Annotated in this window: 15 protein-coding genes and 1 pseudogene; 9 read left to right on the forward strand and 7 right to left on the reverse strand. The window is 72.7% G+C overall.

The window, feature by feature from the left end:
• Positions 1-124: 124 nt before the first annotated feature.
• Positions 125-1,897: a PAS domain S-box protein gene (locus tag AB0J72_RS27110; protein ID WP_363403289.1), complete on the reverse strand. Its 1,773-nt coding sequence runs from the start codon at positions 1,895-1,897 to the stop codon at positions 125-127.
• Positions 1,898-1,924: 27 nt separating this feature from the next.
• Positions 1,925-2,926, reverse strand: a complete 1,002-nt coding sequence (locus tag AB0J72_RS27115) for an aminoglycoside phosphotransferase family protein (protein WP_363403291.1) — start codon at positions 2,924-2,926, stop codon at positions 1,925-1,927.
• Positions 2,927-3,089: 163 nt separating this feature from the next.
• Here AB0J72_RS27115 and AB0J72_RS27120 point away from each other — a divergent pair, with 163 nt between their 5' ends.
• Both AB0J72_RS27120 and AB0J72_RS27125 read left to right on the forward strand, forming a co-directional pair.
• Positions 3,090-5,051: a hypothetical protein gene (locus AB0J72_RS27120; protein ID WP_363403293.1), complete on the forward strand. Its 1,962-nt coding sequence runs from the start codon at positions 3,090-3,092 to the stop codon at positions 5,049-5,051.
• Between the two features lie 57 nt (positions 5,052-5,108).
• Positions 5,109-6,194, forward strand: coding sequence for an FAD-dependent oxidoreductase (locus tag AB0J72_RS27125; RefSeq protein ID WP_363403295.1), 1,086 nt, complete (start codon positions 5,109-5,111; stop codon positions 6,192-6,194).
• 396 nt (positions 6,195-6,590) lie between these two features.
• Here the strand turns inward: AB0J72_RS27125 and AB0J72_RS27130 are convergent, their stop codons facing one another.
• Both AB0J72_RS27130 and AB0J72_RS27135 read right to left on the reverse strand, forming a co-directional pair.
• The gene (locus AB0J72_RS27130; protein ID WP_363403297.1) at positions 6,591-7,604 is read right to left on the reverse strand and encodes a LacI family DNA-binding transcriptional regulator; all 1,014 of its coding nucleotides are present in this window, start codon (positions 7,602-7,604) and stop codon (positions 6,591-6,593) included.
• A 111-nt stretch (positions 7,605-7,715) separates the two neighbouring features.
• Complete coding sequence (locus AB0J72_RS27135; protein ID WP_363403299.1) at positions 7,716-8,597, reverse strand: septum formation family protein; 882 nt, start codon at positions 8,595-8,597, stop codon at positions 7,716-7,718.
• A gap of 151 nt (positions 8,598-8,748) precedes the next feature.
• On the opposite strand from AB0J72_RS27135, the gene AB0J72_RS27140 reads away from it, so the two are divergent.
• The 3 genes from AB0J72_RS27140 to AB0J72_RS27150 all read left to right on the forward strand — a co-directional run bounded on the left by AB0J72_RS27140 (position 8,749) and on the right by AB0J72_RS27150 (position 13,081).
• Positions 8,749-9,303: a sigma-70 family RNA polymerase sigma factor gene (locus AB0J72_RS27140; RefSeq protein WP_363403301.1), complete on the forward strand. Its 555-nt coding sequence runs from the start codon at positions 8,749-8,751 to the stop codon at positions 9,301-9,303.
• Complete coding sequence (locus AB0J72_RS27145; RefSeq protein ID WP_363403303.1) at positions 9,300-10,232, forward strand: CU044_5270 family protein; 933 nt, start codon at positions 9,300-9,302, stop codon at positions 10,230-10,232. Before AB0J72_RS27140 ends, AB0J72_RS27145 begins: the two co-directional genes overlap by 4 nt.
• Before the next feature lie 1,604 nt (positions 10,233-11,836).
• The gene (locus tag AB0J72_RS27150; protein WP_363403305.1) at positions 11,837-13,081 is read left to right on the forward strand and encodes an IS256 family transposase; all 1,245 of its coding nucleotides are present in this window, start codon (positions 11,837-11,839) and stop codon (positions 13,079-13,081) included.
• A 444-nt stretch (positions 13,082-13,525) separates the two neighbouring features.
• Here AB0J72_RS27150 and AB0J72_RS27155 read toward each other — a convergent pair whose 3' ends face one another.
• Both AB0J72_RS27155 and AB0J72_RS27160 read right to left on the reverse strand, forming a co-directional pair.
• A complete protein-coding gene (locus AB0J72_RS27155) occupies positions 13,526-14,890 on the reverse strand; it encodes a DUF2252 domain-containing protein (protein WP_363403307.1) in 1,365 nt (454 codons plus the stop codon).
• Positions 14,891-14,933: 43 nt separating this feature from the next.
• A complete protein-coding gene (locus tag AB0J72_RS27160) occupies positions 14,934-15,659 on the reverse strand; it encodes a tyrosine-protein phosphatase (protein ID WP_363403309.1) in 726 nt (241 codons plus the stop codon).
• A gap of 39 nt (positions 15,660-15,698) precedes the next feature.
• Between AB0J72_RS27160 and AB0J72_RS27165 the strand changes: the two genes are divergently transcribed.
• Both AB0J72_RS27165 and AB0J72_RS27170 read left to right on the forward strand, forming a co-directional pair.
• The gene (locus tag AB0J72_RS27165; protein ID WP_363403311.1) at positions 15,699-16,829 is read left to right on the forward strand and encodes an aromatic acid exporter family protein; all 1,131 of its coding nucleotides are present in this window, start codon (positions 15,699-15,701) and stop codon (positions 16,827-16,829) included.
• Between the two features lie 67 nt (positions 16,830-16,896).
• Positions 16,897-17,562 carry a DUF3159 domain-containing protein gene (locus tag AB0J72_RS27170; RefSeq protein ID WP_363403313.1) on the forward strand — a complete coding sequence of 222 codons (666 nt, stop codon included), beginning with the start codon at positions 16,897-16,899 and terminating at the stop codon, positions 17,560-17,562.
• Between the two features lie 48 nt (positions 17,563-17,610).
• Here AB0J72_RS27170 and AB0J72_RS27175 read toward each other — a convergent pair whose 3' ends face one another.
• Positions 17,611-17,961, reverse strand: a complete 351-nt coding sequence (locus tag AB0J72_RS27175; protein WP_344502324.1) for an STAS domain-containing protein — start codon at positions 17,959-17,961, stop codon at positions 17,611-17,613.
• Positions 17,962-18,020: 59 nt separating this feature from the next.
• On the opposite strand from AB0J72_RS27175, the gene AB0J72_RS27180 reads away from it, so the two are divergent.
• Both AB0J72_RS27180 and AB0J72_RS27185 read left to right on the forward strand, forming a co-directional pair.
• On the forward strand, positions 18,021-18,704 hold the full coding sequence (locus AB0J72_RS27180) for an RNA polymerase sigma factor (protein ID WP_363403316.1): 684 nt from the start codon (positions 18,021-18,023) through the stop codon (positions 18,702-18,704).
• Positions 18,704-18,982, forward strand: a pseudogene (locus AB0J72_RS27185) (hypothetical protein); the annotation flags it as partial. The gene AB0J72_RS27180 and the pseudogene AB0J72_RS27185, both read left to right, overlap by 1 nt.

Here is an 18,982-nt window from a genome sequence, read left to right on the forward strand (position 1 = left end):
CGCCGCGCGACTGGGACCGCTTCAGTGGTAGCCACAGTTCAGCATGGCACGCAGTGCCATCACCCGACCAAAGCAAGGCCGGGCGAACCTGTGATCCGTCACAGGTCACACGAACTGGAGACGACTACTGATACTTGCGGGATGAATTGTCCCGATTGGCCGCGCCCGGGGTGGCCTCCCAGTGGCGGCGCAGCACCTCCAGCTCGTGCCGCCGCTGCTCGGTCACGTCACGCATCGTGATGACCAGGCCGCGGACCAGCCGGTCGTCGCGCAGGTCACGGAAGCGGACCTCGACCAGCACCCGGGTGCCGTCGGGGCGGCGCAGGCTCCACGTGTCGCGGGTGCCGTCCCGGCCGCCGACGAGAGCCACCCCCAGCGTCGCGTCGACCTGCTCCCGGTCGTCGGGCGCCACGATCTCCCGCAGCGTCGCGAACGGCGTCGGCCAGATCCCCAGCAGTTCCGTCACCGACGGGCTCGTGTACCGGATCCGTTCGTCGTCGTCGAGGACGATCACGACGTCGTTGGTGTGCTCGGCGACGGCCCGCAGGTAGTCGTCGCTGTCGCGGCGGCTCGCGGCCTCGGTGAGCGCGATCCGGGCGAGCGCGAGCGCCGCCTGGCCGGCGAGCACGGTCACCGCGTCCTGCACGGTCCGCAGGTCCCTGCGCTCGGCGGCGATGTACAGCACGGCCGCGTCGAGCGGGCAGATCAGCACGTCGCCGAACTCGCCGAGCCGCTCCTGCCACAGCGGCGGCGTCGCGCCGACCGGCACGATCCGCGGCGCGGACAGCTCGTTGAGCGGCAGCAGGTCGGTGAGGCTCGAGTCGACGACGATGATGTGCGGCGTGTCGGCCGGCAGCAGCTCCCGGACCGCGGTCCGCACGGCGACGGCGACCGCACCCGCGTCGGTGACGCTGACCAGGACCGTGCCGGCGTGCCGCAGGGTCCGCTCGCGGCGCAGCCCCTCCGCGTGGTGCCGGACGGCGTCGTTGAGCCTGGTGACGAGGAGCGCGAGGGTGATGCCGGCGACCGCCGCGATCATCGGGCCGTCCTGCACGGTGCCGGTCAGCGCCTGCGCCAGCAGGACCAGCGGCGCGAACGCGACGGCGCCGAGCAGCCACGGCATGCCGAGCCCGCGGTCGGGGGTGTCCGCCGCCGCGGGAGCGGGCGGGGGAGCGGTGAGCCGGGCCATCGACGGCAGCAGTGCCGCCGCGCCCCAGCACGCGTAGAGCACGAGGTACGCGGCGTCGGCGGGTCCGCCGGGCGCCAGCCCGTCGCGGGACTGGGCGAGGCCGTAGGCCACGTCACCGACGAGCATCCCGGCGGCGCCGGCGGTGAGCAGGATCGCGGAGGGGTTGCGCGGCGCCGCGCGGGTCAGCCGGACCGTCACGACCAGCACGACGACGTCGCCGAGCGTGTACGCCGCCTGGATCGACCACTCGGTCCCGGTCATCCCGTCGGCGGAGAGCCTGGGCCCGACGATGAACACCCAGCCGGCCAGCAGCGCGGCGCTGGCGAGGGCGAGCAGGTCGAGCAGGCCGGCCCGGTCGGCGAGCGTCGACGAGGCGCGGGTCAGCCCGATCAGCGCGGCCGCCACGAACGGGAACATCGCCAGGTAGAACAGGTCGGCGAGGGGCGGCGGGTCGGTGGCGGCGCCCGCGACGAGCCCGAAGAGGGAGTCGCCGGCCGTCATCGCCATGAGCGCGGCGGCAAGCGCCCACCACGGCCCGGGGCGCCGCGGCCGGTTCCGCCGTACCCCGATCAGCACGGCTCCGGCGCCGCACAGGCCGATCCCGGCCCAGGCGACGGAGTCGAGCTCGGGCGCGATGAACAGCGTGCAGGCCAGCACCGCCATCAGCGCGCCATACGCCGCGGCGATCAGGACCTGCCGTCTACCCATCGACATCCTTACCGTATGTAGCGTCCTCTATACCACACTGTGGCCGACCGGACCTAGATCCCGGTGGTCGGCCAGCAGTTGCGGCGTCACCCAATCGCGCCGCCCGCGTGCCTCCTCGCCGGTGATGCCGCGGCTGGGCATCTCGGCGAGCAGCAGCACGGAGAACTGCATCCGGTACAGCATCAGCCGCAGTCGCTGCGACGGCGTGAACGTGTGCGGCGTGGCGCCGTAATACCCGCGCAGAACCGGGTGTTCGGGCAGCTCCTCCATCCTCCGGCCGATCGCGGTGGACACGAAGTCGTACAGCGGGTCGCCCCAGAAGTACCGCTCCCCGTCGACGAGACCGGTGAGCCGGCCGGCGGAGCCGTCGGCCTCGCACAGCACGTTGCCGTCCCACAGGTCGAAGTGCACCAGCGCGGGCCGCTCGACCTCGTCGAGGACGCCGGCGTGCCGCTCGATCGTGGCGAGCACCTCGCCGGCCGGCACGGGCAGCTCCACGTCCCAGTCGGCGGCGTCGGCGAGCAGGTCGGCGGTCATCGCGGTGAACGCCGCCGACCACGTCGCCCCCGACGCCCGCCCGGTGCCCTCGTAGCCGAAGTGCGGGCCGGTCACCCCGTGCAGGTGCCGCAGGGCGACCCCGAGCTGCTCGCGCACGGCCTCGCCGGCGGTCTCGTCCGGCAGCTCGGTCAGCGGCCGCCCCGGCAGCAGCCCGACGACCACCACGTCGTCGTCCGCGTGCAGCACCGGCGGCACCGGTACGTGCGCCGTGTTCGCCGCCACCGCCCGGTAGTAGCGCGCCTCGGCCGCGATGACGCCGCGCTCGTACCGCAGCAGCGGCACCTCCGGCGGCGGCCCGACCTTCGCCACCACGTCCCGCCCGTCATCCAGCGTGGCGCGCCACACGGCGGCGAACGTCCCGCCGCTCAGCGGTCCACAGTGGACGACGGTCAGGCCGGCCCGCTGCCGCAGCAGCGTGGTCACGTCGCCGGCGGTCAGGAGGCGCTGGGTGGGGCTGGGGGCGTGAGACACCCCAACACTCTAGGCGAGCCGCGAGGGTCGTGATCAACACGCCGTCGACATAGGCGTTGATCATTGGATCTGTTAAATCCTGTATTGACAAGCATTGGGGGTGGTGTAAACGACCTTGCAGGCCATAGCGTGCACGAAACGCCTGACTCAATGGGGAGGCCAAGTGAGGAAAAGGCTAGCGAGTCTCGCCGTCGCCGGGTTGGTGGGCGCGGCGCTGGTGGCGCTGCCGCAGAGTCCCGCCGCGGCGGCACCGTCCAAGGAGCTCAGCGACGGCATCAAGCGCCAGCTCGCCGCGGGGATTCAGGTCGTACCGAAGCAGCAGGGCACCCTGAAGGCCCCGGCCAACGCCGTCAACCCCTACACCGCCCTGCTGAAGGATCCCAGCAAGGTCGACAAGTACTACTGGTCCGAGGTGGCCAAGCAGCAGGCGGCCGCACGGGCCAACCTGAAGAAGAACTCACTGACGGCGGCGGCGACGTCGCCGTTGCTGCACGACGAGGCCGAGCCGCGCGGGACGTTCGGGTCCAACGACAGCCACGCCACGGCGGAGCTGGTCAAGGGCTTCGGCACCGCCAAGAAGCTGAACAACCGGGCCCGCGTGCTCGGGCAGCTGTCGCCGGAGACGGTCAGTCCGACCACGGTCTCCGCGCCGGCCGAGGACAACGGGGCCATCCCGATCGCGTCGGACCTGCTGCTCGGCGCCGGCCGCCGGGGCATCTCGACCAGCGGCGACATCGGCGACGGCCCGCACGGCAGCGCCGGCGACGACACCGGCGACTTCGACTTCATCAAGGTGACCGCGCTCGCCGGGCAGCAGCTGCTCGCCGGCACGGACACGCCGAGCGGGCCGCTGGACACCGTCATCGGCCTGTACGACGCGACCGGCGAGCTCGTCGGCACCGACGACGACGGCGGACCCGGGCTCGACAGCCTGCTGGACTTCACGTTCACCACGTCCGGCACCTACTACCTGCTCATCTCCGGATTCGGCACCGGCACGGTGTTCCCCGCCGACCCGTTCGACTCCGGCAGCGGGCTCGGGTCGGGCAGCGAGGGCCCGTACCTGCTCACCGCCACGCTCGCCTTCCCCGACCGCGACTTCTACGCCGTCGACCTGCTCGCCGGCGACGTCCTCGGCGGTTCGGTGACCGGCGTCGGCACCCGGCTGACCGTCCGCGACCCGTCCGGCCGGATCGTCTTCGGCTCCGAGCAGGACGCCAGCTTCATCTACGCGCCCAGCTCGCCGCTGCCCGGCGGCGGCAACGCGGTCGTGTCGCAGGTCGCGGCGACCACCGGCCGGTTCACCGTGGAGGTGGGCGGCAACGCCGGCCTGTACGACATCACCCTCGAGGCCTATCGCCCCGGACCTGAGGCGCAGGACAACGGCACCGTCCAGACGCTCTTCCTGGACTTCGACGGCGCCCGGATCAACACCGCCATCTTCGGCGGCCCCGGGGTGCGCACCCTGTCGCCGCTCGCCGGGTTCCTCGGCAAGTGGGGGCTGAGCGCCGCCGACGAGAACAAGGTGATCAACGAGGTCATCGCGGCGGTGAAGGAGAACATCATCACCGACATGAAGGAGCGCGGCACCGACCCGCGCTTCGGGCTGAAGATCCTCAACAGCCGCGACAACCCGGACCCGTTCGGCCAGCCGAACGTGCACCGCATCGTCGTCGGCGGCACGATCGCCGAGTCGGGCATCGACACCATCGGCATCGCGCAGTTCATCGACCCGGGCAACTACGCCACCGAGGACAGCGCGATCGTCCTGCTCGACGTCCTCAGCGACCCGAGCGGCGCGGCCTCGCTCAACACGTACATCACCCCGGCCAGCAACAAGATCAAGTTCATCGGCCGGGCGCTGGGCAACGTCATCACCCACGAGGCGGGTCACCTCTACGGCAACTTCCACACCGACCCGCTGAACTCCACCCCCAACCTCATGGACGCCGGCGGCGCGTTCCCCGGCCTCTTCGGGGTCGGCCCGGACAACATCGGCGGCACCGCGGACGACTTCGACTACGACTTCGGCGACGACGAGTTCTTCCCGAACGAGGGTCTCGTCGGCGTCGAGGACACCCTGAACACCGCGGCCTGGGGCCTCACCAAGGGCAAGGCCAAGTGACGCGTTAGCTGTCTCACCTCGCGGAACATCCGCGTCCGCGGCGGGGTTCTCCTCGTCGTGGACGCGGATGTGGTGGTGATCGGCGCCGGGCAGGCGGGCCTCTCGGCCGCGTACCACCTGCGCCGGCTCGGCCTGGACCACGTCGTGCTCGACGCCGACGCCGCACCGGGCGGCGCCTGGCAGCACCGCGCACCGTCCCTCGACGCGTCCTCGCTGCACCGGATCTTCGACCTGCCGGGCCTGCCGTTCACCCCGCCGTCCTCGGGCTCCGCGGCTTCCGTCGTCGCCGCGTACTTCGCCGACTATGAGCGACATTTCGGACTTGATGTGCGGCGTCCGGTGCGGGTCCTCTCGGTGTCGCGCCCGTCCTCCTCGTCGGGTTTCGTCGTCGGTACGACCGGCGCCCCGTTCCACGCGCGAGCCATCGTCAACGCGACCGGCACCTGGACGCGCCCCTACATCCCCACCTATCCGGGCACCTTCGCCGGGCGGCAGCTGCACTACGCGGCGTACCGCGGCCCGGCCGAGTTCGCCGGCCTGCGGGTCATCGTCGTCGGCGGCGGCAACTCCGCGGTCCACGTCCTCTCCGAGCTGCCGGGCGTCGCCGCCTCGGTCCGCTGGGTGACCCGCCGCCCGCCCGTGTTCCACGACGGCGAGTTCACGGAGGACCACGGCCGCGCCGTGATCGCCTCGGTCACCGCCCGGGTCGCGGCCGGCCTGCCACCCGCCAGCGTCGTGAGCGTGACCGGCCTCGGGTACACCACCCTCGTCCGCGCCGCCCTCGCGAAGGGCGCCCTGGACCGGCACCCGATGTTCGACCGCCTCGTCCCCACCGGCGCCATGTGGGGCACCACCTTCGAGCCCGCCGACGTCATCATCTGGGCCACCGGCTTCCGCGCCGCCCTCACCCACCTGGCCCCGCTCCACCTGCGCGAGCCGGGCGGCGGCATCCGCATGACCGGCACCGCCACCACCCGCGAGCCCCTCGTCCACCTCATCGGCTACGGCCCCTCCGCCAGCACCGTAGGCGCCAACCGCGCCGGCCGCGCCGCCGCCCTTTCGCTAGCCGGTGTCATTCCCCCATCCGGCGGAGACGCCCACCCACACCTCGACACGCCGCAAGCGGCGCACAGCCGCGCGTGACGCGCCGGCCGGGACCGCACGTGCGCGCCGCATCCGGCGGTCGCCGCCCGCCGCTTCCTTGATGGTCCTTCCTTGATGGTCCGTCGGCGATCTCAGCTCGGCGCAGTCTGCCGGGACCATGCCGTTGGCGGTGTCGGGGCGGTGGTGTCATGCGGTGCCGACACACGACGTCCGCAGTGAATGAACTGAGCCGGAGGTCGGCGCTGCTGCGCTGGACCGTTGGCGGCAGCCAGGTGCCGCGCCTGCAGGGTTCCCAGGCCGTTGCTCAAGGCCCGGCGGTGCGCAGGCGTTCGCGGGGTTGGGGAGTGAGCGACGGCCGGGTCGCTGGGCGGTCTTCAACATGTCATGGCCATCGCCGGACCCCATCCTCGCCCGGGAGCCTGACCGCTCGCGGGGTTACGGCAGCCGGGGTGGGGCGATGGAGGCGCGGGAGCGCAGGGGCATGTCGACGAGGTGGGTGCCGGGCTCGCGGTCCGGGTCCAGGAGGAGCTCGACGGCGCGGCGGCCGAGCTCGAAGTGGGGGAGGGCGACCGACGTCAGCTGCGGCCGCAGCCACGATGCCAGGTCCGAGTCGTCGAAGGCGACCACCGACAGGTCGTCCGGGATGCGCAGCCCGGCGGAGGCGGCGGCCTGGTAGGCGCCCATGGCGAGCCGGTCGTTGAGGCAGATCAGCGCCGTCGCGCGCGGGCCGCCGGCGAGGAAGGCGCGGACGGCCTCGTACGCGGGCTCCGGCCACCACGAGCACTCGACCGTCCCCGCCACGCGCAGGCCGGCGGCGGCCAGGGTCTCGTCGATGCCGGTGCGGCGGTTGCGGGCGGCGTACACGTGAGCGGCCGACTCACCGACGATGTGGATGCCGCCCGTGTGGCCGGCGGCCAGCAGCGCCGACGCGGCCGAGCGGCCCGCGGCGAGCTCGTCGGGGACGACACTGACGGCGCGACGGCCGCCGGCGACGCAGTTGACGAGGACGACGGGATGGCCGCGCAGGGCCGACGGGATGCGGATCTCGCGGGTGTACATCGCGGCGTAGAGAAATCCGTCGACGCCACGGTCGAGCATGTCCTGGATGAGCCGCTGCTCGGTGGCGGGGTCGCCCTCGGTCTCGCCGATGAAGAGCAGGTGCTGGCGGGTCAGCGCGGTGGCGGTGCTGCCCCGGATGATCTCGCCGGCGAAGGCGTCGGTGGCGATCGTGTCCGACACGAGGCCGATGGTCTGCGTGACGCGGGTGCGCAGGCTGCGGGCGGTCAGGTTGGGCCGGTAGTCCAGCTCGCGGGCGGCGCGCAGCACGCGCTGCTCGGCGTCGGCGGAGATGCGCATGTCGCGGCGGCCGGTGAGCACGAACGAGGCGGTCGTGCGCGAGACGCCGGCCCGCCGCGCGACGTCCAGCAGCGTGACCCGGCCGGCCGTCATCCGCCCCCGTCCAAGACGAACCCCCTCCAGACCAGCGCTGCCCGGGACCAGTCTGCCGCACGGGGCCGATCCGGAGCGGCGTCGACACTGCTGAATGCGTTCAGCAGCCGCTCAGATGCCTTTGCTGCCGTTGCCCTTCAACGTGCGGCTGATCTTCTTCGGCAGCAGCACGAAGCAGTGCGCGCTGTGGTTGCCGGCGCCCCACTCCTGCGCGTTCACGGCGACCAGCGGGTACCAGTAGCGTGCCTTGGCGCTCGCGAGCGGGTTGATGGCGCCGCCGGTGTAGCTGCGGATCTGGTCGACGCACGCCGTGTCGAACGCCGCCTTCGACGCGTCCCGGCTGGCCGGGTACGTGCCGGACTTCGACGCGATGAGCCCCATGAACTCCGCGTCGTGGGGCGCGGTGCAGGCCACCGGCGTCAGGTCGCTCCAGCTGTCGATGCCGCCGACGAGGGCCATGCACCCGTACAGCCGCTCGCTGCCGGCCCGCAGGCTGCCCTGCAACGACGCGGTCCCCTCCTCGAAGTAGCCGTCGTGGCTCTTCAGCGCCGCCACGTCGCACCGGAAGAACCTCGCGCCGCCCCGCCACTGGGTGGTGGTCGGCGGGTACACGAGCAGCCGCGCCCTGCCGAGCTTCCAGGACCCGCCGAGGAACTTCGTGACCTCGGCCTCGCACGCGGCGTACGTGTCGGCGATCTTGTCCAGCGTCGGCGGCGTCTCGGCGTCGGCCGTGGCACCGGTGAAGTGCCCGACGTGCACGGTTTCGCCCATGTGCGAGCCGCTGCACGGCGCCGCGACCGTGGCGATCGGCACCGTCACGATGTCGTCGACGGTCGGGGTCGAGGTGGTCCAGCAGTCGCCGACCTTCGGTTCGGGCACCTTCGCCTCGGGGATCATGGCCCACCCGTTGACGAGGTCCTTGTCGACCCCGGCCGGCACGCTGGCCGAGCAACCCGTCACCGCCGCCAGCAGTACCACCGCGACAGCTACCATCCGTGATCGCACCACGTCAATGCCTCCCCCGCGAACGTGCGCGGTGTGCAGTGTGTCAGCAGTCGATCAATCCCACAAGCGAGAAGAATTCGTGCCGTGGGGGAGGGAACCCGGCGCCGGCCGCGGACAGGTACCAGGTGTGACAGCTGAAATGCGGGTCCGGATTCGGGCCGGGGACGCCGACGCCTTCGGCGCGCTCTTCGACGAGCACGCCGACGCGGTGCACCGGCACGCCGTGTGGAGCATCGGCGACCCGGCGCACGCCGAGGACGTGGTGTCGCTGACGTTCCTGGAGGCGTGGCGGATCCGCGAAACCCTGCACCCCGACGGCGGCAGCCTGCGCCCCTGGCTGCTCGGCATCGCGACCAACGTGCTGCGCAACCGCCGCCGCGCGGCCCGCCGGCACCGGGACGCGCTGAGCCGGCTCCCGCTGCGCGACACCGTCCCGGACTTCGCCGACGAGGTGATCGCCCGGATGCACGACGCCGACCAGCTGGCCGCCGCGGTGGCGGCCCTGCGGGCGCTGAGCCGGGCGGACCGGGAGGTGTTCCTGCTCTGCGTGTGGTCGGAGCTGGACTACGCGTCGGCGGCCGAGGCCCTCGGCGTCCCCGTCGGGACCGTGCGCTCCCGGCTGTCACGGGCCAGGACCCGGCTGCGGGCCCTGACACAGCAGCCGGACTCCGTCGAGCAGGGAGAGCACCGATGAACGACCAGACCACCCCCGCCGCCCCGCCCGTGCCCGTCCTGCCCGCGGCCCGCCGGCAGGCGCTGCGGCACCACCTGGTGAACGAGATCCACCGGCCGGCCCGGCGCTCCCGGCGGGCGCTGCTGCTCGTGCCGGCGGGCGTGCTCGCCGTCGCCCTCGCCGCCGGCGTGGTCGCCTATTCGCTGGCCCCGGTCAGCGCGCCGCTGGTCGTCACCGTCGCCCAGGGCGACCACGGCGCCGCGACGCTGCTGCTGCAGCGGATGGCCGCGGCGGCGACCGGCGAGCCGGGCCCCTCGCCCAGCGGCGGCGAGTACCTCTACGTCAAGAGCCGGGTCGCGTACTCGGAGGTGGGCAACGGCCCGGCCCGCCTCCAGCCGGTGCACGAACGGGAGATCTGGATCCCGCTCTTCCACCGCGGCGACGGCCAGGTCCGCCAGCCGTTCTACGACGTGCCGCTCATCGGCGCCATCCCCTCGACGCGGAAGCTGCCGGACATGACACCCAACGCGCAGGCCGTCGACCTGCCCGCCGACCCGGACGAACTGCTGGCGAAGCTCTACGAGCGGCACACCGGCCAGGGCTACGACCCGGACAGTGCCGTGTTCACCGCGATCGGCGACATCCTGCGCGAGTCCCTCGTCCCCCCACAGATCAGGGCCGCCCTGTACCGCGCCGCGGCGAAGATCCCAGACGTCGAGGTGATCCGCGGCGTCACCGACGCAGCCGGCCGCCCAGGCATCGCGGTCGCCCACACCGACCAGAGCTGGCGCCACGAATGGATCTTCGACGAGCGCACGTTCGACTACCTGGGCGAGCGCAGCTACCTCGTGGAGGACACCGTCGACGGCCCAGCCGGCACGGTCCTGGGCATGTCCGCAGTCACCCAGCGAGCCGTCGTCCCCAACCTCGGCGCCCGCCCGAAGCACTAGCTCCCGAACGTCGGCCGGGATGTTCTGTCGTACCCCTGTGCTTGAGTGTCGGTATGCCTCGACGCCGCGCCGCTCACACTCCACGGTCGCCCGCCGTCGCGGCTGCGCCTGGACCGCACCGGGCCCCATCCGGCGGAGCAGTCCAGATCGGTGACACTGCTGTGAGGGCGACCGGCTGTGGGCGGGGTGACTGCTGAGGCCACGCATCACGACGTACACGCCCGGCACGGGCCGGTCGGCCGGGTCGATCTCGGTGTCATCCGACCGGCGTCAAGGGGCATTGCGGCGGCGACGACCATCGCGCGTCGGTCGTCGGGGCCTGGCGCCGGGACCGGCCCTGACGGGCATGGGCTGCTCGTCTCCGGCCGCGCGGTCCGCGCGGAGCATCGCACGCACCTGGCCCCACACGAGATAACTGCCGCTGCGCGACCGCGGCCCGCGCTTCGAAGCCGGCTTTGAGCGGGCCGCGATGGCGGTGGCTTCCACGGTGCCGGACTGGCCCGGCGCGGCCCCCGCCGGCTCCCACCACATGGGGCCGGCCGCTACCAGTGGCGCCAGGCACGTCGGCTGTGGGTGTGTCGTGTGGTGGTTTCCCTACGCTGGGCTGTTCTAGCGTGACCCTCGCCTGCTCCCACCACACGGGACCGGCCGCTACTAGCGGTGACAGCCTGGGCGCCGAGCACGCCGAGTATGCGTGGGTCGCGGCTGACTATCCCGCCGCCGGACTGGCCCTTGCACCCCCCCCGCAGGCCTTCCACCACACCGGACCAGGGCCGCTGCCAGCGGCGACACCCCGGACGCCGAGTACGGCAGCGGGGGGTCAGTTGGCCGGCTGAAGTCCACACCAGCCGGCCAGACCGCCACGGGACCGGCCGATCCCTTGGCGTGGCTGTGACTTGTCGGCGTTGCGCCCCTGAACGAGCACCGGCCACACCCGCGTGACTGTGGAGTCGACCTGGGCGGCTCAGTCGATGTCGCCGTCCGCGTCGGGGAGGGCGACGTCCCGTTCCTTCAGCATCGCCCAGCGTCGTCGGCGGTCCACCGCCGCAACCTCTGAGACGGCGCGCCGTACCGTTCCGGCAGGTCAGGCCGCGGCGACGCGGTCCGCTTCACCCCGCAGATTGCATGACGGGACCGGCCGCTACTAGCGGTGACAGCCTGGGCGCCGAGCACGCCGGGTGTGCGTGGGTCGCGGCGGTGGCTTCCCCGTGCCGTGCCGGCCCGGCGTGGCCCCGCCGGCCTTCCACCACACACCGGACCAGGTCGCTGCCTGCGGCGACAGCCCGGGCGCCGAGCACGCTGGGTATGCGTGTGGGCCGTGGCGATGGCTTCCCCGTGCCGGACTGGCCCGGCGCGCCCCCGGCCGGCTTTCCACCACACCGGACCCGGCTGCTGCCAGTGGCGACAGGCCGGACGCCGAGCATGGCAGCAGGGGACAGTTGGCCGGCTCAGATCCGCCCTCACTGGCCGGCCCGCCACGGGACCGGTCGGTCACGTCCACGGGAGTGGTGTACGAATCGCCCACCTTTGCGGTGGTTGAGGAGATAGAGGCGGTCACCGCTTGATCCTTCGAACTGACCAAAGTGCGAAGGAGAGATCAAGCGATGACCGCACCCAAGAGTGTGGACGTCTGCCGGTTCCTGCGTGAGGAACTCGGCTCGGCGTCACCCGATCTGCTGCGTTCGATGGTGAAGACGTTCGCCGAGGCGCTCATGTCGGTGGAGGCTGACGCGGTCTGCGGCGCTGGCTACGGCGAGCGCAGTGACGACCGGACGAATCAGCGCAACGGGTATCGGCAGCGGGACTGGGACACCCGGGCCGGCACGGTCGAGCTCGCCATCCCGAAGTTGCGGCAGGGCAGCTACTTCCCGGACTGGTTGCTGCAGCACCGCCGACGCGCCGAACAGGCCCTGATCAGCGTGGTGGCGACCGCGTATCTGCTCGGGGTGTCGACCCGGCGGGTGGAGAAACTCGTCGAGCAGCTCGGCGTCACGAACCTGTCCAAGAGCCAGGTGTCGGAGATGGCAACGCATCTGGACGCGCAGGTCGAGGCGTTCCGCAACCGGCCCCTGGACGCCGGCCCGTACACGTTCCTGGCCCTGGACGCCCTCGTCGTCAAGGTGCGGGAACGGGGGCGGATCGTCAACGTTCACACCCTGGTGGCGACCGGCGTGAACGGTGACGGGCAGCGGGAGATCCTCGGCCTGGACGTCACCTCCGATGAAGACGGCGCCGGCTGGCTGGCGTTCCTGCGTTCACTGACCGCCCGCGGCCTGTCCGGAGTGCGCCTCGTCGTGTCCGACGCGCACCGCGGCCTCGTCGCGGCGATCGGGGCCGCGTTGCCGGGCGCGGCGTGGCAGCGCTGCCGCACCCACTACCTTCGGAACCTGCTCACGAAGGTCCCGAAATCTGCGCAGCCGTGGGTCGCCACGCTGGTCCGGACAATCTTCGACCAGCCCGACGTCGACGCCGTCCGAGCCCAGTACGCCCGCACCGTCGCGACCCTCGCCGAACGGTTCCCGAACGCCGCCGACCACCTCGACGACGCCCGCGAGGAGTTGCTCGCCTTCACCGGCTTCCCGCGGGAGGTCTGGAAACAGGTCTGGTCCAACAACCCGCAGGAACGGCTGAACAAAGAGATCCGCCGCCGCACCGACGTCGTAGGGATCTTCCCGAACCGGGCCGCGGTCATCCGCCTGATCGGCGCCGTCCCGGCCGAGCAGACGGACGAGTGGACCGAGGGCCACCGCTACATGGGCCTGAAAATCCTCGCCAAAGCCCGCCCGACCGTCATCACCACCGAGGGAACTCAACCCGACCGAACCGCCACCGAACTGACCGCCGCCTAACATCAACCACAACGGATCAGCGCTGACCGCCTCCTACACCACCAGCGCGGACGCGACCGACCGGTCGATCCCTTGGCGTGGCTGTGACTTGTCGGCGTTGCGCCACTGATGCACTGGCCGCACCCGCGTGACTGTGGAGTCGACCTGGGCGGCTCAGTCGATGTCGCCGTCCGCGTCGGGGAGGGCGACGTCCCGTTCCTTCAGCATTGCCCAGGGTCGTCGGCGGTCCACCGTCGCAACCGCCGATACGGCGCCGTTTCGGCAGGCACGCCGCGGCGACACGGCCCGGCTCACCCAGCAGATCGCATGGCGGTGATCCCGTCACTGGCCGGTGCGGACGGGCTGAGCGGGCGGCGGTGTCAGTGCAGTCCGGTCGGCACGGGCCGGATCGCCTCGGGTGGGACAGTCAGGAGCGAGCCGACCCGATGGTCCGTGGGACGGAACCTAGACGCCGGTTGTGGCGGGGAGTTTGCCGGCGTTGACGGCGGCGACGAGGGCGGCGTGGTCGGCTTCGGTCTGGTCGGCGTAGGCGGCGGCGAAGGTGGCGAAGCCCTCGTCGAACTCGTCGCCGTCGGCGGTGTCGGGGGCGCCGCAGTAGCCGGACAGGGTGCGTGGGTCGATCGACTGGGCGTGGGCGCGGGCGAGGACGACGCCGCAGACGCGGGCGTAGTCGTCGAGCTGGCCGGCGCGCAGCGTCGTCGGGTCGATCGAGCCCTTCATGTCGCGGAACTGGCGGACCAGATAGGGCACGCCGTCGATGCTCGTCCAGCCGAGCAGGACGTCGCTGACGGTCTGCATCCAGCGCTGGCCGCGCACGACCCGCTCGCCGGCGTGCTGCTCGGGCGCGGGTGGCAGGTAGGGGGCGAGGGCGGACGCGCGGGCCTGCTTCACCTGCAGCACGAGGGCCTCGTCGTGGTTGCCGTGCAGGAGCACCACATACGAGCGGAGGCCGACGCTGCCGAGCCCGACGATGCGGTGGGCGACGTCGACGACGGCATAGCGGCCGAACAGGGTGCGGATCTCCTCCTCGAGGGTGGCGGCATAGCCGTCCAGGGACTCGATGACGCGGAACGAGTCGGTGGAGTCGAGCGGCACCAGGATCGGCGGGTCGGGGGTGAAGCGCCACGCGTCGTGGTCGAGGCGCTGGGTGAACTTCTGCGCGACGCGGCGGCTGGTGTTCTTCTTCGCCTTCTTGCGGACCCGGTCGAAGACGTCGGCGAGGTCGCCGATGCCGAAGTGCTCCAGCGTCGAGTGGTCGGTGGTCAGGTAGTACGCCTCCAGCAGCGACATGTCGGCGAGCTCGGCGAGGGCCTGGCGGTAACCGGTCGCGCAGTCGCGGGCGGAGTCGCGGCACTCGTCCTCCGGCAGGCCCGCCTCCCGGCCGGCGCTGACGATGCTGGCGGTGAGGCGCTTGAGGTCCCAGTCCCAGGGCCCGACGACGGTCTCGTCGAAGTCGTTGACGTCCATCACGAGCCGCCGCTCCGGCGAGGCGAAGAAGCCGAAGTTGGCCGCGTGCGCGTCGCCGCAGATGAACCCGTGGAACCCGGTGTCGGCGCCGCCGGCGAGGTCGGCGGCCATGACGGCGGCGGAGCCGCGCAGGAACGCGAACGGGGAGCTGATCATGCGGCCGACGCGGATGGGCACCAGCTCGGCGACGCGCTCAGCGTTGGAGGCGGCGATCACGGCGACCGGATCGCGGCCGGCCGCCGTGCGGGGCTCGGTCAGCGACTTGGCGGGGGTGCTGGTGCGACGCTGGACGCCCTCGGCACGCAGTGCTTCGGGGGCCGCCCATCCGGTGGAGCCGATCATGCCCCTACGGTAACGGCCCCCAGGTGACACGGCGGTGTCAGATTCATGGCTCCAGCAGGTGCTCCTCCAGCGCCGTGAGGTGCGTCTCCGGCAGGCCCATCTCCAGCAGGTACCCGCGGACGGAGCCGTGCCGGCCGTGCAGGTCGCGCAGGAAGAGCCGCATCGCGTCGGCGGGCGCGGCGAGGTACCGCTCCGGCATCGCCGCGATCTCCGGGTTGATCCGGCGCAGGTACGCCATGGCGGGGCCGGTCGCCCCGGCGGTGAGCGCGTAGTCCTCGGCGATGTCCTCCTCGGCGACGCCGAGCGCCCCGAGGGTCAGCGCGGACACGACGCCGGTGCGGTCCTTGCCGGCGGTGCAGTGCACGACGACCGGCGCGTTGTCGGCCGCCGCGATCACGGTGACCGCGGCGACCATCGCGGCGGCGCCGGTGTAGGCGATGTCGAGGTACCGGTTGGCCAGCCAGCGGGCGTCGCTGGGCTCGTCCTGGTCGGGCGCGTCCTCCCACTCGGCGTGCTCCGGGTGCAGGTGGTGGTACGCGAGGCCGGGGAACTCGGGCACCCGCCCGTCGCGCGCCACCTCCCGCGGGCGGCGCAGGTCGATGACGGTGCGCACCCCCACCGCGGTGAACGACGCGGCGTCGGCGGGGTCGATCCGGCTGAGCGAGTCGGAGCGGAAGAGCCGCCGCCAGCGCACCGTCCGGCCGCCGGTGCCGGTGTAGCCGCCGAGGTCGCGGAAGTTGAACAGGTTGGGGTGGTCGTAGCTGCGCACGCTGCGACCTTATCGGGTGCGCCGGTAGGCTTAGGTTCTGTGGATCCGGCCAGGTCGAAGCGTGCGTCGGTCACCGAGCCGCTCGGCGTGCTGCTGGCCAGCGTGCCGAAGAGCCGCCCGAGCTGGCTGACCGTCGTCAAGACCACTGTCGCGGCGACCACGGCCTGGGTCTTCGCCCGCCAGCTCGGTGACAACGTCGCGGTGCTCTTCGCCCCGATCGTCGCGATCCTGACGCTCCAGGCCAGTGTGTACGGCTCGATCGCCACCGGCGTGCAGCTGCTCTTCGCCAACCTGGTCGGCACGGCCGTCGCGATCGGGTGGGTGAAGTTCCTCGGCCTCAGCTGGTGGTCGCTCGCCCTCGCCGCGTTCGGCGCACTGGCCCTGGCCCGGCGGGTCACCAACACCCCGCTCGCGCGCAACCAGCTCACCATCGCCGTGCTGGCGGTGATCATGTTGGCGCCGGTCGCCAAGGGGTACGGGCAGTGGCGCTTCATCGACGTCGCCATCGGCAGCGTGGTCGGGCTGGTCGTCGCCGTGGTCGTGCCGGAGCGGCCGCGCCTGCGGCAGGCCTGCGAGGCCATCTCCGTCTGGGCGGCGGGGTGCGTGTCGGTGCTGCGGGACGTCGCCGACGAGCTCGACCGCCGCGACGGGACCCCGCCCCTGGACACCCGGGACGGGCACGACTGGATCAAAGCGTCGCGGGGGCTGACCGACCTGAGCACCGCCGCCGCGGCCGAGGTCGCCGCGGTCGAGGAGACGGCCCGGCTCAACGTCGCCGCGGTCCGGCTCGGGGAGCGGGTCGTCGCCCTGCACGAGGAGCAGGTGTTCCTGGTCCGGATCAGCCTGCAGATCAGGTCGGTGTCGCTGGCCGTCGACCGGCTGTACGACCGGGCGGGGCAGCCGCCGGCCCTGGACCGGCAGACGCTCTCCGCGCTGCTGCGGTCGATCGCGGCGCTGCTGGAGGACCTCCTCGACGGCAAGGAGACCGACGACACGCTGCTGCGGGAGGCGCTGACCGGCGCCGTGGAGCGCACCCACCAGGTGTTCCCGAGCGCGGTCGTGGTCCTCGACTCCGTCAGCCTGCTCGGCCGGCTCGACCAGCTGCGCCAGGACATCGTCGGCGAGGACGCGACCGCCCTCATCGACCCGGACACGTTGCCGCGGTCGTGACTCTCCGTCCGGCACCGGGCATGATAGGGCAGGCTTACCTGGGTCTGGCCGCTGAAAGGTGTGGACGGTGCACAACGGGGACGAGTCACTCGCCACCCTGCTCGGTGGGCGGCGAGCGGCGCTCGACAGCGTCGTCCCTGTCGCCGGGTTCGTGGCGGGCTGGCTCGCCGGGGGCCGGTCGATCGCTCTGGGGGCCGGGATCGCGGTCCTCGCCGGCGCGGCCGTCGCCGTCTGGCGGCTGCGGCAGGGGCGCCCGCCCGCGGCGACCGTCGTCAGCCTGCTGCTGGTCTGCCTGGGCGCGATCGTGGCGCTGCGCACCGGCCGGGCCGAGGACTTCTTCCTGGTCCGGCTGCTGACGAACGCGGCGAGCGCCCTGGCGTGGGCCGGCAGCATCCTGGTCCGGTGGCCGTTCCTGGGCCTGATCGCCGGCACCGTGCTGGGGCAGAAGGCCAGGTGGCGGCGCGACCCGGCGCTGCTGCGGGCGTACCAGGCGGCGAGCTGGGTGTGGGTCTGCCAGTACCTGGTGCGGCTGCTGATCTTCGTGCCGCTGTGGTGGTCCGGTCACGTGGTGTGGCTGGCCACCGCGCAGGTGGTGCTGACCTGGCCCCTGGTCGCGGCGTGCCTCGCCGTGAGCTGGTGGGTGCTGCGCCGCAGCCTGCCGCCTGGCCACCTCGGCCTGCGCCATCCGCAGCCGGCGCCGACCGGTACCGACGCCGGCGCCACCCATCAGTGACGCCGGTGCCGCGCGGGGCCTTCATCGGTCCCCGGCGCCTGGTGTCTGTCAGGGCGCCTTGAGGGCGATGACGGCCTCGTCGACGGTGTCGGTGAGGGTGAAGACGCGGTCGAGCGCGGTCAGGTCGAAGATCCGCCGGATGCGGGCATGCGGGCAGACCACCGCGAATCCACCCGATTCGGTGTCCCGCAACCGCTTGTGTACTGACACCAGGACCCGCAATGCTGTGGAGTCGATGAACTCCACCTCCGACAGGTCCAGGACGAGCAGCGTCGCTCCCTCATCGAGGCAGCGGTGCACCCACGTGTGCAGCGCGGGCGACGTGGCGACGTCGAGCGCCCCGGTCGGGGTGACCACGACGCAGCCGTCGACGGTCGCGGTCGCGAAGGCGTCGGTCATGTCCGCTCCCACGGCCCTGTTCGGTGCGGCAGTCGGTCCCTCAACGGTGATCCCCCTCGATGCGCGGATGGTGCTCGTCCCCGAAGGGGCGGCCCGCGCTCGCGACGCGTTACACCCGGTCGGCGACGCCGGTGCGTGACGCCGACCTCGCCGCGCCGTTACGGGCGGCGGCAAGCGGTGACGAGACCGGTTTCGCCGTGCTGTGGCGCGCTCTGCAGCCGGCGGTCCTACGGTACCTGCACGCGGTGTGCGGCGACGCGGCGGAGGACGTGGCGTCGGAGACGTGGCTGCAGGTCGTCAGGGACCTGCCGCGCTTCGCGGGGGACCCGACCGCGTTCCGGGTCTGGCTGTTCCGCATCGCCCGGCACCGCGCCATCGACGACGGCCGCCGGGTCTGGCGCCGCCGGGAGGAGAGCCGCGACCAGGTCGAGTCCGGCCGGCCCGCCCCGGACGCGGCCGCCGAGGTCATCGAGCACGCCGGCACCGAGTGGGCGCTGCGGCTCATCGGCGAGCTGCCCCAGGACCAGGCCGAGGCGGTCCTGCTCCGCGTCGTCGCCGGTCTCGACGTCGCCGGCACCGCCGAGGTCCTCGGCAAACGCCCCGGTGCCGTCCGCATCGCCGCCATGCGCGGCCTGCGCCGCCTCGCCGCGCACCCCCAGGTCAGCGCCCGTCGGGTCCCCGCCGGCAGCACCGGCGCGGGCGCCGGCGCCGACCTTCCCCACGCCCACCTGGAAGGCGCCTGATGCTGGGCTGGTGGCGCCGCCGGGCGCGTTCGAAGGCGGAGGCGCAGCGGCTCCTCCAGCGCATGACCGGCGAGCCCGGCGGCCGTGGCGACGCCCACGGACGCGGCGGACCGGGCCGGACGGGCGACATCGGGGACTCGCCGCTGGCGGGGCTGCTCCGGGCGGCGGCCGGTCCGGCGCGGCCCGGCGAGCTGGCGGGTTCGATCCGGAAGCCGCGGATCTTCACCTGTTCGTCGGCGCGGCCGACGAAGACAAGGTCCCCGTCGCCAGTCCACCGC

The organism is Dactylosporangium sp. NPDC049742 (assembly GCF_040674675.1).
GTDB classification, from domain to species: domain Bacteria; phylum Actinomycetota; class Actinomycetes; order Mycobacteriales; family Micromonosporaceae; genus Dactylosporangium; species Dactylosporangium maewongense.

Bases quoted from the DNA above. Each gene is read 5' to 3' on its own strand.
- AB0J72_RS27110 (WP_363403289.1), bottom strand. From the start codon at position 1,897: ATGGGTAGACGGCAGGTCCTGATCGCCGCGGCGTATGGCGCGCTGATG.
- AB0J72_RS27130 (WP_363403297.1), bottom strand. From the start codon at position 7,604: ATGACGGCCGGCCGGGTCACGCTGCTGGACGTCGCGCGGCGGGCCGGC.
- AB0J72_RS27135 (WP_363403299.1), bottom strand. From the start codon at position 8,597: ATGGTAGCTGTCGCGGTGGTACTGCTGGCGGCGGTGACGGGTTGCTCG.
- AB0J72_RS27140 (WP_363403301.1), top strand. From the start codon at position 8,749: ATGCGGGTCCGGATTCGGGCCGGGGACGCCGACGCCTTCGGCGCGCTC.
- AB0J72_RS27145 (WP_363403303.1), top strand. From the start codon at position 9,300: ATGAACGACCAGACCACCCCCGCCGCCCCGCCCGTGCCCGTCCTGCCC.
- AB0J72_RS27150 (WP_363403305.1), top strand. From the start codon at position 11,837: ATGACCGCACCCAAGAGTGTGGACGTCTGCCGGTTCCTGCGTGAGGAA.
- AB0J72_RS27155 (WP_363403307.1), bottom strand. From the start codon at position 14,890: ATGATCGGCTCCACCGGATGGGCGGCCCCCGAAGCACTGCGTGCCGAG.
- AB0J72_RS27175 (WP_344502324.1), bottom strand. From the start codon at position 17,961: ATGACCGACGCCTTCGCGACCGCGACCGTCGACGGCTGCGTCGTGGTC.
- AB0J72_RS27180 (WP_363403316.1), top strand. From the start codon at position 18,021: ATGCGCGGATGGTGCTCGTCCCCGAAGGGGCGGCCCGCGCTCGCGACG.